Raw genomic sequence first — 17,428 nt, forward strand, 5'->3', positions numbered from 1 at the left:
GGCCGGGGTCAGTTGTGAACCGATTCGACCAGCGCTTCGACGGCCGCTGCGGTGGTCGTCGTCACGTTGAAACGCATTCGCGATTCCACCGCCTTCGATTCGCGAAAATGCGATCCCGGCGCAGTCAGATAGCCCTTGGCCAGCATCCGTTCCGCCACAGCGGTGACGTTGACGCCGCTGCCAAGGTCGACCCACAGGAACATGCCGCCAACCGCCATCGCCGGCTGAAAGGGTGTGGATGAAAACAACTGCCGGACGACGGCGGCCTCTTCGGCGAGGCGGAGGCGGATGCGGTCGCAGCGGCGGCGAAACAGGCCTTCGTGCAGGAAGCTGTAGAGGACCCGTTCCTGGATCAGCATGTTGCCCATGCCCTGCAGCGGGCGGTACAGGCGCAGCATCGGCATGTAGCGCTCGCTGGCCACGATACAGCCGGTGCCAAGCTCCGGCGCGAGAATGTGTGACGATCCACCGACATGGATCACCCGGTCGACCTGATCGAGCACGATCAACGGCACGGTCGGCGGACCAGCGGTCGACGGTTTCAGATCGGCATAGCTCGCGTCGTCGACCAGGGTGATGTCAAACTCCGCCGCAAGTTCGATCAGCTTGCGGGCCTTGGACAGCGACAAGCTGCTGCCGGTCGGGTTGTGCAGCTGCGACATGAGGAGGAACATCCGGGGCCGATACCGTTCGCACAACAGGCGCAGCACATCGAGGTCGGGGCCATCGGGTTCACGCGGAACCCGCAATATCGCCGCGCCTTGCGCCAGCAGGGCCGAGACATGGGCAAAGGACGCCGGGTCCTCGACCACGACGAAATCCCCGTGCCGCACGAACGACCGGATGATCAGGCTCAGCCCCGCGACGCAGCCAGGCACGGTCATGATCATGCCGACGGTCGTATCGACCCCCTCGATCTGCAGCTTTTTCTGCAACTCCTCCCGCAGCGGCAGATACCCCGACGGGTCACCATAGCTTCCGAGACGCTGGCGGCTGCCCGCCACCCGTTTCAGGACCCGGCCGATTTCCTCGACCGACGAGTCGTCGTGTCGCAGGACGCCGCTGCCCGGGCAACGATCCGGCGGCAGGCCGGGATGGATCAGCTGGAACGGTGCCAGATCGACCTGCGGCGGTGCAATGGGGTCGGCCCGCGACGGGGCCGGCGCGGATACATAAAATCCAGCACCGCGTCGCACATGAACATGACCGCCTGCCACCAGCTTGTCATATGCCCGCTGTACGGTGTCCCTGCTGACCCCATGGTCGGCGGCGGTCGTACGTACCGATGGCAGCCGCTGATCGGGGGTCAGCCGACCGGCAACGATCGCTTCCGCGATGGCACGTATGATGCGGTCGACCTGACTGCCGTGCTTGCCGGTGGCATTGCCGGCATCACCGCAACTGTCCTTGTCATTCGGGTAGGACAGGCTGGTCATATTTTGTTGTTTTGGCCTGAAGCCACGGCGCACGCAATTGCTAATGTCGCGTCATGGCCCACCGCTTCCCGTATGTTGCGCTAGCAACCCTCGCCTTGTTGGGAACTGTCGCTGCGCGCGCACAGGACCGGACGCCCGCACCCGTCCGGCACGTCGGAACGGCGTCGAAGTCCGGCCTTCGTCCGGCGATCAGCGACCCCGTTGCCCGCTTTACCCTGCCCAACGGGCTGAAGGTCGTCGTCCAGACCAGCCGGCGCGTGCCACTGATCACCGCCACGCTGGTCTATAACGTCGGGTCGAAGGACGAGCAGCCCGGCCAGCACGGCTATGCGCACCTGTTCGAGCATCTGATGCTCGATGGCAGTGAGCACTGGAACCAGAGCGCGTTCGTATCGCTGCGCGATCTGGGGGCGACCAACGTCAACGCCGCCACCAATCAGGACACCACGACCCTGTACGAAACCTTTCCGAGCGCGGCGCTGGAACGGGTGCTGTTCCTCGAGGCCGACCGGATGGGCTATATCGGCGGTGCGTTGACCCCGGAGCGAATCAAGCGCGAAGTCGGCGTGGTGCTGAGCGAGAAGCGGCTGCGCGGGGGCCGGCCGGATGGTACCGACGATGCAATTACCTTCGGCGACATGTATCCCGCCGATCATCCCTATCATCACAGCGTCATCGGCGAGGAAGCCGATCTGAACGGAGTGACGGTCGATGGCGCGCGGCAATGGTTCGGCCGGTATTATGGTCCGTCGAATGCAACCCTGATCCTTGCCGGAGACGTAAGCGCGGAGGATGCTCGCCGATTGGTCGGGAAGTATTTCGGTGGTCTCGCACCGCGCCTGCCGGTCGACCGCCTGGTGAAGCGGATCGTGCCACTGCCCGGTCCGGTCCGGCGGGAAGTATTCCGCGCCGTACCGCTGGGTCGCATCTACGCGACCTATATCGCGCCGGCCAAGGGATCATCGGCGATCGCAGCGCTCGACCTGACGGCGCACATGCTGGCGGCCGGCGTACGATCGCGGCTGAACCGCCGCCTGATCGAGGAACTGGGCATCGCCAAGACGGCCTATGTCACCTTCGACGAAGGCAGCTTGTCGAGCCGGATGGGCTTTGCCGTCGATGGCATCGCGCCCGACCGGATGGCGCAGGCCGAGGCGGAGATCGATGCGGTCATCGCGGAGTATGTGGCAAAGGGGCCGGCACCCGACGAACTGGAACGCGCGCGAGCGGCGCGGATTCAATATGTTTTCGGGCTGCAGACGAGCACGTCGGGTAAGGCGTTCGTCCTTGCGCGCGGGGTCGGTCAGCCCGACGACGTCGAATATGCCGAAGCTTATCTTGGCGAGTTGCGGGCAGCCTCGGTCGAGAGCGTTCGGCGCGTGGCTGAATCGGTTTATGGCAGGCCCGGCTATCGTCTGATCGCGCGGCCCAAGCCCGCGTTGCAGACTGCCACGAGCGGCTACGACCTTGCCAAGGGGCCGCCGCCGATGGGAGCGATGGCACCGATCGCGTTTCCCGTGGTGGAGCGTGGGCAACTGTCGAACGGGTTGAAGGTCGTGCTGGTGCCGCGTCCGGGTAGCATGACCGACACCATGCTGCTGCGCCTTGACCATGCCGGTTCCGCCGGCGCCGACCAGGTCATCGCCCCGATCGCGACCGGGCTGCTCGCCAATCGCGGCACGACGCCGGCCCAGCGCCTGCGCGCCGAACGGGCGGAGGCGCTGGGGGGATGGATCAACAGCGCAAGCGACGCCGACGACGCCGATCTGTCCATGGGCTGGAGCGTGCAGCAGCGCGCGGCGGGAATGGCGCTGTTCGGCGAAGTGCTCACACAGCCCGACCTTACGCCGGCCACCGTCGACAGCCTGAAAAAGGCGGCAATGGACGCGCTGACCGCGCTGCGCGGCAATGGCCACCGCATGGCCGACCGGGCGCTGGCTAATGCCAGCTATGGCGCTGGCCACCCCTATGCCCCGGCGCTCACGACGACAGCAGAGAGCGCAGCGGTCCAGGCGATCGACCCGCCGGCGATCCGTGAATGGCTTCGCGGCCATGTCCGGCCGGACGAGGCGACACTGTATGTCGCGGCGGATACGACCATGGCGACGCTCCGGCCCCAGTTGGAAAAGGCGCTGGCCGGGTGGCAGGCGCGGGGCGCCCCGGCACCGGCCGCGGTCATCCCGCCGGCCCGCGCACAGACATCGCCCTCGCTGACCGTGTACGACACGCCGGGCGCCGCGCAGACCTATGTCATGGCCGGGCGTGCCGTACCGGCCACGGCGCGACCGGGGACGGCCGATGCGACCGCGATCTGGGCGGCGAACGAAATCTTTGGCGGCAATTCGACCGCGCGGATCGGCAGCAACCTGCGCACCGACAAGGGCTGGACCTATGGCATCGGCTCGGGGCTGTACGACACGCGCAGCGATCGGCGCTGGGTGTTGGCCGGCACGGTCAATCGCGACCATAGCGGCGATTCGGTGGCCGAGCTGATCAAGGAGATGCGCGGCCTGAGCGGCGAGCATGGTCCGGAAACCAGCGAGCTGGCCCGGCTGGCCACGACCGCCGCGAACCAGAGCGCGGCCAAGCTCGAAGGGGACGGAGACCTGCTGACGGCGATGGCGGATGCGCAGTCGGATGGCCTGCCGGTCGACGACATCGTGCGGCAGCCGGTGCGCCTGCAGGCGCTGACGCCCGATCAGGTGCGTCGCGCGGCGGCGGCGCTGGTCGATCCAGACAAGGTGCACTGGGTATTGGTCGGCGATTGGCAGGCCATTCGCGACCAGTTCGCAACGCTGAAGCTCGGCACACCGACGGTGGTCAGGCTGGAGCGCTGAAATTCATTCGTGCCGGATCGTCAACGGGCGACCGGGCAGGGCACGAATATCAAAAAGGGGAAGGGAAAAACATGCGTACACGTCACGTTGTCGCCGCCAGCATGCTGGTGCTTGCCGCCGCCTCCGTGCCCGGAATGGCGCTGGCCCAGGCACGGAGCCTGTCGCAGCCGGCATTGCCGCTCAGCGAAGCCTTGCAGCGTATCGCCGCCGAATGGGGCAAGCCGGTCAACATCGATCCCGATGCGGTGCGCGGCATCACCTCGCGTCCGGTGAAGGACGCCACGTCGGAACGCGATGCCGTTGCGCAGGCTACCCGCGGCCTGCCCGTCGCGGTCATGGTGGATGATGCGGGGGTCATCACCATCGCCAACGACATCATCGTGACGGCGCGGCCGAACGAGGCGGAACTGAACGTGCTGGTCCGTGGCAGCACCAGCTCGTCGCGGTTTGGGCAGTCGCTGCGCGACCAGGCGCGCAATACGCAGGTGATCTCTGCCAAGCTGTTGCAGCAGCAACAGGCGCAGTCGATGACCGAGGCGCTGGCCAACGCGGGCGGCGTGGTGGTCAACACCGCGACCGTGCAGGGCGGCGTCGGCTATACGGTGCGCGGATTTTCGGCGCAGGGCGCGGTCAACGGGTTACCGTCGGCCTCCAATTCGACTTTCGCGGCGGGCACGACCCAGTCGCTCGCCAACATCGAACGGATCGAGGTGCTGAAGGGCCCCGACGCGATCCTGCTGGGCGGCGACAACCTGGGCGGTACGATCAACATCGTCACCAAGAAGCCAAACGCACAGGAGCGGCTATACGCATCGTTCGACACCGGATCGTTCGGGCTGATCCGCGGCACGCTTGACGCCAATCGTGCGATTTCCAGCGATGACCGCTTGAGCGCCCGCATCATCGCAACGGTCGCCGATGCCGATCGTAACTTCGGCGGCTATCGCGGTGACGAGGATTACCTGTTCGCGCCATCGATCCGGTACAAGAACGCCGTGACCGACGTCATCGTGTCGGCGTCGATCGGCGCCCAGCTGTTCGGCATGGTCCCCTACACGCTTCTCAACACCGCGACGGGGAAGCCGTTCGACTTGCCCGGAGGGCGCCGGCTGGTGGGCGGGCCGGACCAGGGCGTGCAGATCGGCACCACCCAATTCAACGGCGAAATCACGCAGAAGGTTACCGACTGGCTGACCGTCGTCGCTCGCGTCCAGCATCAGAACGTCAGCTTCGCGCTGCGCCAGTATTCGCCTTTCGCCGTGCTCAACAACAGCGGCCTGCTGCTGCTGTCGCGCAGCGGCACGCGACAGACGTCGAAAAGTGATGCGATCGACAGCTTCGCCCGCATCGCGTTCGAAACCGGCAGCGTCACCCACAAGCTGGTCGCCGGCTTTACCCGGACCGACACGGACGTGAAGGCGCTCTATGCTGATGACGGGGGCATGTTCCCGTACAATTTCCTGACGACTCCCCCGCAGGAGCTGCCGGCGCTGGCGATCAAGTTCGGCAACGAAACGGGGACGATCGGCACGCTGCAAACCGGCTTCTACGGCCAGTATCTCGTCGGCCTTGGTTCCATCCACCTGTCCGCCGGCCTGCGCCGCAACGAAATCAAGACGAGCAGCGTCATCACCGGCCGCCGGCCCAGCTCGTCCTCAACCAATCTTGCGGCGACGACGCCAAATTACGGCGCGGTCGTCGACATCAGCGACAATTTTTCGGTCTTCGGCACGCTTGCCTACGGGTACCGGCCGACATTCACGTTCGACCGGCTCGGCAATCGTCTGCCCGATATCGAAAGCCGGAACACCGAAACCGGCGTGAAATGGGATCTGTTCAACAAGCGGGTGCTCATCAACGCGTCCTGGTTCAGCATCCGTCAGAACATCTCGTTGGAACGCGACCCGGTAAGCCCATCGTTCCAGCGGGCTATCCCCGGCATGTTGGGCCGTGGCGTCGACCTGAACATCAGCGGCGAACCACTGCGCGGGCTGACGGTATCCGGGGCGTTCACCCGCACCAAATATCGCCTGCTTCAGACGTCGGCGAGTGTCGGGCTCGTGACCGCGGGTGAACCGCGCGACGTCTACAATCTCTATGCATCGTACGAGCATCGGTTCGGAGGGACGACCAAGGCCGGGCTGGGTGCCGGGGTCACCGGGCGGTCGAGCTCGTTCATCGACACGCGTGGCCTCTACACCCTGCCGGCTGCGGTTCAGGCAAACCTGAACGGGTTCCTGTCCATCGGTCGGCTCGACCTGAACATCGGCGTGCGCAACCTGTTCGACCGCGAGAATTTCAACCCGACCCGCGCCACCAGCTATGTTCCGCTTGGCGAACCGCGTACCTGGCGGCTTACCGTCGGCTATCGCTTCTTCTGATCGAGGATCTTTAGCCCATGATGCCACAGCCGACGCAGAGTGGGGAGGTCCGTCGCGAGACGGGCCTCGCCCAACCCCAGGCCGCTACCGCCAGGTGGCGCGACGCGTGGCGGCTGGTCAGCAGCTACTGGACGTCGCCGGACTGGAAATTCGCGTGGTTCGCCCTGATCACGCTGCTGTTCTTCCAATTCGGCACGGCCTTCATCCTGCTGCGCGCCAATCGTTGGCAGCAGCAGTTCTTCGACGTGATCGAACAGCGCGATCAGGCGCAGCTGGTTCCTCTGATGCTCGTCTTCCTCGGGATCATGGCGATGCAGATCGTCATGATCCTGACGGAGAACCTGATCGACGGGCTGTTGTCGATCCGCTGGCGAACCTACCTGACGCGCGACTATCTCGACCGCTGGATGAACCGGAACCGCTATGCCGAGATCGAACGGCTGCGGATCATCGACAATCCCGACCAGCGGATCGCCGACGACCTGAACAACATCACCGCCGCGGTCGGCATGAATATCGGCGCGCTGCATATCGTCCTGCGGCTGATCGGATCGATCGTGACCGCCGTGACCTTTGCCATGGTGCTTCTGGAAACCGCGCCGCCGATCACCTTCTCGCTCGGCGGTACGGCCGTTTCGATCCCCGGCAGTACGGTGTGGTATGCTGTCGCCTATGCGATCGTCGGTTCGTGGCTGATGACTAGGATCGGCCAGCCCTTCATCCGCGCGATGATGCGCCAGCAGCATCGTGAGGCGGATTTCCGCGCCGGGTTGATCCATGTCCGCCGCAACGCCGCCCAGATCGGTCTGGCCGGTGCGGTCGCGACCGAGCGTCAGGCGGTGGAGCGGTCGTTCGACTCGGTACGACTGAACTTCCGTTCGGTCATCTACAGCTCGCTCGGCATCACTGCCGCGAGCAGCATCTATGATCGGATGGGCACGGTGCTGCCACTGTTCATCATGGTGCCGGGCTATTTCGCGGGTGGGATGACATTCGGCCAGCTGATGGCAGGGCGCGATGCCTTTTCGCAGCTCGGCATGCAGCTCGGCTATTTCGTGCGCAGCTATCAGCTGATCGGTCAGCAGGTCAGCTACTTCAACCGTATCAAGGGGCTGGACGACGCGATCGATGATGCGCGGCCGGCCGGTATCGCGGTCGGGGCCGGGACGCCCGCCGGAATCGTGCTCGCGACGCAGGGGCTGGCGCTGAACCGCCCGCATGGGGGTGCCCTGGTCACGATCGGTGACTGGAGCATCGGCGCGGGCGAACGCTGGGCATTGCGTGGCGCGTCGGGCACCGGCAAGTCGACGCTGGTGCGTGCGCTCGCCGGCCTCTGGCCCGATGGCGCGGGCAGCGTGGCATTGGCCGACGACAGCCGCGCGATGTTCGTCCCGCAGCGCCTGTACCTGCCGCTGGGTACGCTGAAGGCGGCGGTGTGCTTCCCCGACCAGCCCGAGGATCATCACGACGCGCATATCGCCGCGCTGCTCGACCGGGTGCGGCTGGGCCATCTGGCCGGGGAACTGCACGGCGTGCGGTTGTGGCAGGAGGAACTGTCCCCCGGCGAGCAGCAGCGCATCGCGCTGGCACGGGTGCTGCTGCACCGCCCGACGCTGCTGGTGCTGGACGAGGCGACGAGCGCGCTCGACGCCGGCAACGCCCGGAATTTCTACGACAGCCTGGCCACCTATCTCCCGGAGGCGACGGTCATCAGCGTCGTCCATGACGAGACGCTGCTGGCGCATCACACCCACACCCTCACCTTCGCCGATGGTCAGGCGCATGCCGCCGCCGTCGAGGATTCACTCCCGCGCGACTGACATCGCGTCCCGGATGGCGCGCCTCTGCGCCGCGCAAGGAAGATAGATGGCTGCCAAAATTACCGACATTACCGGCATGGATTTCGCGACCGCCACGGCGGACGGGGCGGCAATGGTCCTGCTTGACCTGTGGTCGCCGACGTGCGCGCCATGCAAGGCGCTAGCACCGATCCTCGAGGACCTGGCCGCCGATTTCGCCGGCGAGGTGCAGGTGTACAAGGCCGATGTCAGCCGCGACCAGGCTCTGGCCGAACGCTTCGCCGCCCGCTCCCTGCCTACGCTGGCGCTGTGCCGGGGCGGCGTGGAAATCGACCGGATCGTCGGCCTACGGTCGCGCGCGCAGTTGACCCTGTGGCTGGAGAGCCATTTGTGAGCGGAGCGTTCAGGGGGGACGCGGCGGTCAAGGCGGCGCTGCTGGCGCGGCTCGAACGCCATGCCGCCGAAGGATCGCTGCGCTTCGGGGCGACGCAATGGGACGGCCACAGCGGTTCGCCGCTGGGCGTGTCGACGAAGGGGGGGAGCAGCGCCGATTATGCGGAGCGGTTTGGCTATCCGATGGCGCTGGCCGGCCTGCTCGATCCGCTGACCGGTTGGGCGAGCGAATATGATCGCGCCGACGTGGCGCTGCAATGGGTGCACGATGTCGCGGTCGGTGCCGACCTGTCGTTCGTGCCGGAGCGGATCGCCGCGCATTTCCTGATCGCGATGGAAGCCGATCGCCTGGCGACGCCCTTTTACGACGATCTGCGCAGCCTGTACCGTGCCGAAGACGAGGATGCGCCTCCGGCGCGGCGCACCTGGTCCGCGCTGCGCGAGCGCTTGGAGCAGGCGGCGGAGGGCGAAGCGCCAAGCAGCGACGTGCGTGCCGCGCTGAAGGCCTGCGCCACTGCCTGCTGGCCGCTGCGAACCAGTACATCGGTGCTCACGACCTTGATCGCTGCCTGGATCCAGGACGTGAACCGCACGCCCGACCCGGAATTTGGCGAGGAGGAGCGCGCCAGCGCTCTTGCCATGCTCGGTGAGATTTTCAGCGAGACCGAACCGCTACGCGAAGCGGGCGAACCGGTCGACATCCCGGCCCTTTTCCGTGCGCGCAGCCCGGAAATGGCCTGGGCGTTCGAGGCGCAGCTGGCGCGGGCCAATGATCGCCACACCGTCCGCGCCCGATCGGTTCCCGCCATCGTGCTGTGGCACCTCGCCGCGACGACGCTTTGATTTCCGATACCGTGCAGGATTTCCGATGACCCACCCCCTTGCCGACGCCACCACCCTGCCGCCCTTTCCGGCGATCACGCCGGAAGCGATCGGCCCCGCCGTCACCGCGCTACTGGCCGAGCAGGAGGCGACCGTCGCGCATCTGATCGCAACCGCGCCGGCCAGCTTTGCCGAGGCCTGGCTGCCGATGGAGCGCGGCAGCGTCGCGATCGACGCGCTCTGGTCGGCGGTGACCCAGCTGCAGGCGGTCGCCGACACCCCCGCCCTGCGTGCGGCCCATGCCGCCGCCCAATCACAGCTGGTCGCGGCGGGAATGCGCATCCAGCAGAATCGTGACCTGCACGACCTGCACGTCAAGCTGGCGGCATCGCCCGATTTCGCCACCCTGCCGTTGGCCGACCGGGTGGCGGTCGAACATGCGATCCGCGATGCCACCTTGTCGGGCGTCGCGCTGCCACCCGAGGCGCGGGCGCGCTTTGCCGAGATTTCGATGGAGATTTCGGCACTCGGCAATGGGTTTGCCAGCGCAGTGCTCGATGCGACCGATGCGTGGAGCGAACAGGTGACCGACGAAGCGCTGCTCGCCGGGGTGTCGCCGCGCGACAAGGCGATGTTCGCCGCCGCTGCCCGGACACGCGGGCTGGACGGCTGGCTGGTGACGTTGCAGCAGCCCAGCGTCGGCGCGATCCTCACCTTTGCTGAGAACCGGGCCTTACGCGAACGGGTCTATCACGCCTTCAACACGCGGGCGTCGGACCAGGGACCGCATGCCGGACAGTTCGACAATAGTGAACGGATCGCCCGGATCGTCGCGCTCCGGCGCGAAGGCGCCGCGCTGCTGGGCTTTGCCGATCCGGTCGAGTGGTCGTTGTCGAGCAAGATGGCACCGAATGCCGGCGAGGTGCTGGCGTTCCTGCGCGATCTCGCCGCTCGCGCTCGCCCGTTCGCCGAACGCGAGATGGCGGTATTGCGGGATTTCGCCGCCATGGAACTGGAGATCGACGACCTCCAGCCATGGGATGTCGGCTTCGCATCGGACCGGCTGCGGTCGCAGCGTCACGCCATCGACGAGGCGGAGGTACGCGCCTATTTCCCGGTCGACCGTGTCATCGCCGGCTGGCATGGTCTGGTCGAGCGGCTGTACGGCATCCGCTTCGTCGCGCGCGACGACGTGGCGCTGCCGCACTCCGATGGCTGTTATTACGATGCGGTGGATGCGGAGGGCACGGTGTTTGCGGGCCTCTATGTCGACCTTCATGCGCGGCCAGGCAAGCGGGGCGGCGCGTGGATGGCGGGCGCGCGATCGCGGCTGAACGACGGCAATGTCCGCCAGGTGCCGGTCGCCTATCTGACCTGCAATTTCGCGCCCAACGGTTCCGACACTCCGGCGCTGCTGTCCCACCGCGAGGTCGTGACGCTGCTGCACGAAACCGGCCATTGCCTCCATCTTCTGTGCACCGAGGTCGACCGGCCGAGCATCGCCGGCACCTCCGGGGTTGAATGGGACGCGATCGAACTGCCGAGCCAGTTGATGGAAGATTTCGCGTGGGACCGCGACATGCTGACCGGCATGTCAGGCCATTACCAGACCGGCGAGCCTTTGCCGAACGCACTGTTCAACCGGATGCTTGGCGCGCGTCATTTCCAGGCGGGGATGTTCCTCGTGCGGCAGATCGAATTCGCGCTGTTCGACCTGCTGCTTCATCTCGGCACGCTGGGCGACGATCCGATCGCGGTGATGGAGGCCGTGCGTGCGGAAGTGGCAGTGGTGCACCCGCCGGCATGGCATCGTTTCCCCCATGCCTTCCTGCACATCTTCGCGTCCGGATATGCGTCGGGCTATTACAGCTATCTATGGGCTGAAGTGCTTGCGGCCGACGGTTTCCAGCACTTTGTTGAAGGAGGGCGGATCGACCGTTCCGTCGCCGCGAAATTTCGCAAGGAGGTCCTGGCACGCGGGGCCAGTCGCCCGGCCGCCGACAGTTTCCGCGCGTTTCGCGGGCGCGATGCCGACCCGGCCGCCATGCTGGTCCGCCATGGACTGACCGCCGATGCCCGCTGATCCGAACGGCGACGGCGTCCGGTCATGGCGTAGCGAAGCGATCCGCCGGATCGAGGCCGACTATAACCGATCGGCGGACACACACCTGATACGGCTGGACCTGCCGCGCTATCCGGGCATCACCCTGTATCTGAAGGACGAGAGCAGCCATCCGACCGGCAGCCTGAAGCATCGCCTCGCGCGGTCGCTGTTCCTTTACGCGCTGTGCAATGGCTGGATCGGGCCGGACACCTGCATCATCGAAGCCTCGTCGGGATCGACCGCCGTCAGCGAAGCGTATTTCGCGCGGATGCTGGGGCTGCGCTTCATTGCGGTGGTGCCGGCGGCCACAGCCGCACCCAAGCTCGACGCGATCCGTTTCCACGGTGGCGAAATTCATGCAGTCGACGATCCGCGAACCGTCTACGACGTCGCCCACCGGCTTGCCGCCGAGACGCGGGGGCATTATCTCGACCAGTTCACCTATGCTGAGCGGGCCACCGACTGGCGCGGCAACAACAACATCGCCGAGAGCATTTTTGCACAGATGGCGGCGGAGGAGCAGCCCATTCCGGCCTGGGTTGTCTGCGGTGCTGGAACCGGGGGCACGTCGGCCACGATCGGCCGGTATATCGGCTATCGGCGCTATGCGACCCGCCTTTGCGTTGCCGATCCGGTTAATTCGGTATTCCATCGCCATTTCGAAGATCGCTCGGTGACAGCGCTGGCGGATGGCTGTGCGAGCCGGATCGAGGGGATCGGCCGGCCGCGGGTCGAACCCAGCTTCATACCCTCCGTGATCGATCGGATGATCGCGGTCGGGGACGGCGACAGCATTGGCGCCATGCGCGCGATCTCCGACCGCTTGGGACGCCGCGTGGGCGGATCGACCGGCACGAACCTTGTCGCCTGTGCGCGGATCGTTGCCGAGATGCACGCGGCAGGCGAACAGGGTTCGATCGTCACCATCCTGTGCGACGGCGGCGAACGCTATTCGTGCACCTACCACGACGATCGCTGGCTGGAAGCCCGTGGTATCGAATGGCGGGCAGCCGAAGCAGCGATCCGGGCGATGACGACTGCGATCTAGGCCATACGGGACCGATTAGTAGCGCTGGACTATCTCGACGCGTATCATGCCGCCGGACTTGTCGGACGCAGTCGATCCACGACACTGGACGCGGTGGAAGCCTTTCAGTGCGCTAATTGGCTGAAGACCGATCGCGATTTCGGCGGGCCCAATAGCGAGACCCGTCGAAAAATAGCTCAGCCCATCAAGCGGTCCCATTGTTGCTGACGGCGTGCCAGCCGGGCTCCAGCGGCCCGCTCGTCTCTGTCGAGGGCACCGGTGATGCACCGGTGGTCAAGGGCGGCGGACCTTCAGCGATGCTGTGATCGGGTGCAGTGACGGTCGCGTTGTCGGGGCGGTGGGCCAGCGAAGGCGAACAGACTCTCAACATGCGCTATACCAATCATGACCGGCGTCGACCTTGCCGACACGCGCAGCGACAATGACACGCCCGCCACGTTTATCAGCGAGGATTCGCGAGGGCGTGCGTCGACGTCGGGCAAATCCTGACCGCCGCCATCCCCCGTCGCAGTGAGGTAACCCACAACCCGCCGTTAGTTCATTTTTTCCCAGCCCGCCAGCCAAGGCCCGGCCGGGGAAGACCGGCCACTCGAAACGTCGTGTGCGCGTCGGCACTCGAACTTGCACCGACCCAGAGATCGAACGTGCCGGGATCGACCACCCATCCCCTGGCGGCACTGCTCCAATATTGCAGGCTTTGTTCGTCAAGCTCGAAGCGGACCGTTCGCTGCTCGCCGGGGCGCAGCGACACGCGTTCGAACCCTTTCAGCTCGCGGACCGGCCGCGACGCCCTGCCCGATTGCTGGTGGAGGTAGAGCTGCACCACCTCGTCCCCGGCGCGGGTGCCGCGGTTGGTTACCGGTACCGACACGACGACCCGCCCGCCGGGGGCCATGGTCGCGCTGTCGAGCACCGGCGCGCCGATCTCGAAGGTCGTATAGCTCAGCCCATAGCCGAACGGGAATTGCGGCGTTGACGGAATATCCCAATAACGCTTGCCCTGCTCCTTGGGCGCATGGGTCGTGTTGTGCGCGTAATAGATCGGCACCTGCCCGACGGTGCGCGGCCATGTCACGGGCAGCTTCCCGCCGGGATTGACGTCGCCGAACAGCGTGCGCGCGATCGCGGTGCCGCCGCGGGTACCACCATACCAGGCATGGAGGATCGCCGGCGCGCGCTCCAGCACCGCGCCCAGTTCGAGCGGACGGCCGCTCATCGTCACCACCCGCACCGGCTTGCCGGTCGCCAGCATCGCCTCGAACAGGCGCAACTGGTCACCCGGCAGCTTGAGATCGGAGCGCGATGCCCCCTCGCCGCTCATATCCTCCGCCTCGCCCAGCGTCAGGACGATCAGGTCGGAACGCTTGGCAAGCGCCACCGCGCGGTCGAACTCGTTCGCGGCACGCGCCGCGTCCCAGCGCGGTTCGGGCTTGGCGACGCCGGGGATGGTGATCGCCTCGAACATCGACGGCACGTTGCGCTTGAGCTGTACGCCCGGCGCCGTCTCGACCGTCGCCGCCGACCCCAGCCGGTCGCGGACGCCCTCGAACACCGTGACCGTTTCGGGCAGATCGTACTGGAACGCCCAAGGCCCCAGCATGTCGCGCTTCGAATTGGCCATCGCCCCGATCACCGCAACCCGCTTGTGCGCGCCCGCCACCAGCGGCAGCGCGCCGCCCTCGTTTTTCAGCAGCACGAACGAACGCTCGGCTGCCGCCTGCGCCTCGCGGCGATGGGCAGGGTCGGCCAGCGTCACCTTCGCCTGCGCCTCGTCGACATAGGGGTTCTCGAACAGCCCCATGCGGAATTTGGTCGTAAGGATGCGGCGAACCGCGCGGTCGAGCACCGCTTCGGTCAGTTTCCCGGCACGCACCGACGTCGCCAGCGTCTCCGCCGAAGCCGCGGGGCCGAACGACATTTCCATGTCGTTGCCGGCATCGATGCTGCGCACCGCGGCATCGGCCTCGTCGCGGGCGAAATGCTGGACGACCTGATTCTTGGTGCCGTTGGCATCGGACACGACCCAGCCGTCAAAGCCCATCTGGTCGCGCAGCACATCCGTCAACAGCCATTTGTTACCGACCGCCGGCACGTCGTTCAGGTCCATATAGGCGCTCATGACGTTACCCGCGCCCGCCTGTACCGCCGCGGCAAAGGGCGGCAGGATGACGTTGTAGAGCTGCGATTCCGAGAGATAGACGCTGTCGTAATCGCGACCACCTTCTGCTGCGGCATAGCCGGCGAAATGCTTGGGGCCGGAGACGATATGGCCGGGCGCACCGATCGCCGGCCCCTGAAACCCCTTCACCTGCGCGCGCGCCATCGCCGATCCGAGGAACGGGTCCTCGCCCGCGCCCTCGACGATCCGGCCCCAGCGTGGGTCGCGCGCGATATCGACCATCGGCGCGAATGCCCAGTGGATGCCGACCGCGCGCGCTTCGGCCGCGGCGACCGCCTGCGCCCGCTCGACGCCCGCCGGGTCCCACGATGCGGCATTGGCGATCGGCACCGGAAAGATCGTGCGGAACCCGTGGATGACGTCATAGCCGAAGATCAGCGGCACCTTCAGCCGGGTCTCTTCGACCGCAACCCGCTGCAACCGGTTGATGACGGCGGGGTCGGTGACGAACAGCAGCGACCCGACCTTGCCCTGCTTCACCACCGGTGCGAACTGTTCGAACGCGCCGAACATGAACTGCTGCGACACCTGCCCGGCCTTTTCCTCCAGCGTCATCGCGCGCAGCAGCAGGTCGGCGCGCTGTTCGGCGCTCAACCGGGCATTCATCCACGGTTGCGCCGCCGCCCCGGCCTGCCGCGCGGCAAGCGGCGTTCCGGCGGCGACCGCACCCGCCGCCAGTGCCACTGCACCGGCGGCCATCATCATCCTGCGCATTCCGATCCTCCCCCCGTTCGTCATCTTACTTCTTGACCGGAACGGCCGCGAGATCGCGGTCGATCGTTGCGAGCAACGGGTCGGTGAACTGGTCGGGCAGATAGGTCTGCAGCCCGTACAGCGTCGTGCCGCGCGCCATGTCGAGCTGCGGGTTCTTGAGGAAGGCGGGGACATGCCGTTCGAGCACCGCGCGCGTCGCGGGATTGTCGAGCAGTTCGCCGATCGGCGTCGTCAGCGTCGTGTAGCGCCCCGATGCCTTGGCCGCCGCCAATGCCTGCGACAGCCGATCGATATCCGCACCCCACGGATCGCGCGCGACCACGACCTTCCCGTCGGCGGCGAAGTCGGCGATCGTGTCGTTGGCACGGGTAAAGCGCGGCCAGTTGGGCAGCGTGCCGCCGTTCGGATCGCCGCGTTTGGCAAAATTGGCGAGATAGCTGCTCATCGCTTCGCCGACGCCCTCATCCTTGGCGGTCGTCTGCGCGCCATATTTGATGCGGGTGTTGTCGAAGAAATACGGGATATCGGTCGCGTGCTGCGCCCCGCCCTGCCCGATGGAATCGGCGACGTAGGAGAAGCGATAGCCATAGACCGGCACGCCCTTGTCGGCGATCATCGCCGATGCCTCGCGCCCGCCGGCGATCATGAAGCCGCTCTTGCCACCGATATCGGCGCTGGTCGCCCCGATCATCATCGGCATCCGGGCGAACCGGTCCTGCTCATACGCCTTGCGCACATCGACCACGACCTTGCCGTCGACGAACGGTCCCGAATTGGTCGGCGGGGCGCCGTTGCGCCCGGACATCTGCGCCATGTTCAGCCCGTCGAGCACATCCTCCGCCGACAGCGCCCGCAACCGTTGCAGTGCGTCGGGGGCGGCAGGGTCGATGCCCTTGGTCCGGGCGAAGTTGCCGCCGATCTTTTCCACGTCCGCCAACGTGTTGCCGGTGAATGCCTTCGCATCGCCGCCCGACATCACCACCGCCTTGTCGAACAGGCCCTTCGCCTCGGGCGAGGTGACGAGCGCATGGACCGAGATGCCGCCGGCGCTCTCGCCCGAAATGGTCACGTTCGCCGGATCGCCACCAAAGGATGCGATGTTGCGCTTCACCCATTGCAGCGCCGCGACCTGATCCATGATCCCGTAATTGCCCAGCCGCCCGCCATCGGCATTCGCCGCGGTCAGTTGCGGCAACGCGAAGGTGCCGAACCGGCCGACGCGGTAGTTGAAGCTGACGAACACCACGCCCTTCTTCGCCATGTTGGCACCGGCATAGGTCGGCGGCGACGCGCCACCGTTCACGAAGCCGCCGCCATAGATCCACACCAGCACCGGCAGCTTGCCCTTTGCCCCTGCCGGCCGCCAGACATTGGCGTAAAGGCAGTCTTCGGCCGGGGTGGTGCCAAGCGGCGCGGCGTCGCTGGGGAACGGTTTCTGCATGCAGTCCGCGCTATATTGCGTGGCGTCGCGCACCCCGGTCCATTTCGCGGCCGGTTGCGGCGCACGCCAGCGCAGCGGGCCGACCGGCGGGGCGGCGAAGGGAATACCTTTCCAGCTTTCGACGCCCTCGGCCAGCTGGCCGCGGACGGTACCGTTAACGGTACGGATCGTCGGGCCGGTCGACTGGGCGGCGGCGGGAATGGCGGTCAGCGCGGTGGCGACGATCAATGCTTTGGTGATGCGGTTCATCGGTTAAGAATCCCTCCGGGTTGGG

The 17,428-nt window shown here is 66.5% G+C and carries 10 protein-coding genes; 7 read left to right on the forward strand and 3 right to left on the reverse strand.

Annotation, left to right across the window (positions count from 1 at the left end; genetic code table 11):
• Positions 1-8 precede the first annotated feature (8 nt).
• On the reverse strand, positions 9-1,436 hold the full coding sequence (locus tag ASE58_RS10430; RefSeq protein WP_055820724.1) for an aminotransferase-like domain-containing protein: 1,428 nt from the start codon (positions 1,434-1,436) through the stop codon (positions 9-11).
• Between the two features lie 53 nt (positions 1,437-1,489).
• Here ASE58_RS10430 and ASE58_RS10435 point away from each other — a divergent pair, with 53 nt between their 5' ends.
• The 7 genes from ASE58_RS10435 (at position 1,490) to ASE58_RS10465 (ending at position 12,820) form a co-directional block, all read left to right on the forward strand.
• On the forward strand, positions 1,490-4,273 hold the full coding sequence (locus ASE58_RS10435) for a M16 family metallopeptidase (protein WP_082467888.1): 2,784 nt from the start codon (positions 1,490-1,492) through the stop codon (positions 4,271-4,273).
• A gap of 71 nt (positions 4,274-4,344) precedes the next feature.
• The gene (locus ASE58_RS10440; protein ID WP_082467890.1) at positions 4,345-6,654 is read left to right on the forward strand and encodes a TonB-dependent siderophore receptor; all 2,310 of its coding nucleotides are present in this window, start codon (positions 4,345-4,347) and stop codon (positions 6,652-6,654) included.
• Positions 6,655-6,671: 17 nt separating this feature from the next.
• Positions 6,672-8,474 carry an ABC transporter ATP-binding protein/permease gene (locus tag ASE58_RS10445; RefSeq protein WP_235513570.1) on the forward strand — a complete coding sequence of 601 codons (1,803 nt, stop codon included), beginning with the start codon at positions 6,672-6,674 and terminating at the stop codon, positions 8,472-8,474.
• A 46-nt stretch (positions 8,475-8,520) separates the two neighbouring features.
• Positions 8,521-8,847, forward strand: a complete 327-nt coding sequence (locus ASE58_RS10450) for a thioredoxin family protein (RefSeq protein ID WP_055820735.1) — start codon at positions 8,521-8,523, stop codon at positions 8,845-8,847.
• Positions 8,844-9,689 (forward strand): hypothetical protein, encoded by an 846-nt coding sequence (locus ASE58_RS10455; protein ID WP_055820738.1) that lies wholly within the window; start codon positions 8,844-8,846, stop codon positions 9,687-9,689. The genes ASE58_RS10450 and ASE58_RS10455 overlap by 4 nt, the downstream gene beginning before the upstream one ends.
• A gap of 25 nt (positions 9,690-9,714) precedes the next feature.
• The gene (locus ASE58_RS10460) at positions 9,715-11,751 is read left to right on the forward strand and encodes a M3 family metallopeptidase (protein WP_055820741.1); all 2,037 of its coding nucleotides are present in this window, start codon (positions 9,715-9,717) and stop codon (positions 11,749-11,751) included.
• Positions 11,741-12,820, forward strand: a complete 1,080-nt coding sequence (locus tag ASE58_RS10465) for a PLP-dependent cysteine synthase family protein (RefSeq protein WP_055820744.1) — start codon at positions 11,741-11,743, stop codon at positions 12,818-12,820. Before ASE58_RS10460 ends, ASE58_RS10465 begins: the two co-directional genes overlap by 11 nt.
• A gap of 538 nt (positions 12,821-13,358) precedes the next feature.
• On the opposite strand, the gene bglX is transcribed toward ASE58_RS10465, so the two are convergent.
• Together bglX and ASE58_RS10475 are read right to left on the reverse strand one after the other, a co-directional pair.
• Positions 13,359-15,713: a beta-glucosidase BglX gene (gene bglX, locus ASE58_RS10470; RefSeq protein ID WP_200909334.1), complete on the reverse strand. Its 2,355-nt coding sequence runs from the start codon at positions 15,711-15,713 to the stop codon at positions 13,359-13,361.
• Between the two features lie 25 nt (positions 15,714-15,738).
• Positions 15,739-17,403 (reverse strand): carboxylesterase/lipase family protein, encoded by a 1,665-nt coding sequence (locus tag ASE58_RS10475; RefSeq protein ID WP_055820746.1) that lies wholly within the window; start codon positions 17,401-17,403, stop codon positions 15,739-15,741.
• Positions 17,404-17,428: the final 25 nt, after the last annotated feature.

Origin of the sequence: Sphingomonas sp. Leaf9 (assembly GCF_001421355.1) — a bacterium.
Taxonomy (GTDB): domain Bacteria; phylum Pseudomonadota; class Alphaproteobacteria; order Sphingomonadales; family Sphingomonadaceae; genus Sphingomonas.

Bases quoted from the DNA above. Each gene is read 5' to 3' on its own strand.
- ASE58_RS10430 (WP_055820724.1), bottom strand. From the start codon at position 1,436: ATGACCAGCCTGTCCTACCCGAATGACAAGGACAGTTGCGGTGATGCC.
- ASE58_RS10435 (WP_082467888.1), top strand. From the start codon at position 1,490: ATGGCCCACCGCTTCCCGTATGTTGCGCTAGCAACCCTCGCCTTGTTG.
- ASE58_RS10440 (WP_082467890.1), top strand. From the start codon at position 4,345: ATGCGTACACGTCACGTTGTCGCCGCCAGCATGCTGGTGCTTGCCGCC.
- ASE58_RS10445 (WP_235513570.1), top strand. From the start codon at position 6,672: ATGATGCCACAGCCGACGCAGAGTGGGGAGGTCCGTCGCGAGACGGGC.
- ASE58_RS10450 (WP_055820735.1), top strand. From the start codon at position 8,521: ATGGCTGCCAAAATTACCGACATTACCGGCATGGATTTCGCGACCGCC.
- ASE58_RS10460 (WP_055820741.1), top strand. From the start codon at position 9,715: ATGACCCACCCCCTTGCCGACGCCACCACCCTGCCGCCCTTTCCGGCG.
- ASE58_RS10465 (WP_055820744.1), top strand. From the start codon at position 11,741: ATGCCCGCTGATCCGAACGGCGACGGCGTCCGGTCATGGCGTAGCGAA.
- bglX (WP_200909334.1), bottom strand. From the start codon at position 15,713: ATGCGCAGGATGATGATGGCCGCCGGTGCAGTGGCACTGGCGGCGGGT.
- ASE58_RS10475 (WP_055820746.1), bottom strand. From the start codon at position 17,403: ATGAACCGCATCACCAAAGCATTGATCGTCGCCACCGCGCTGACCGCC.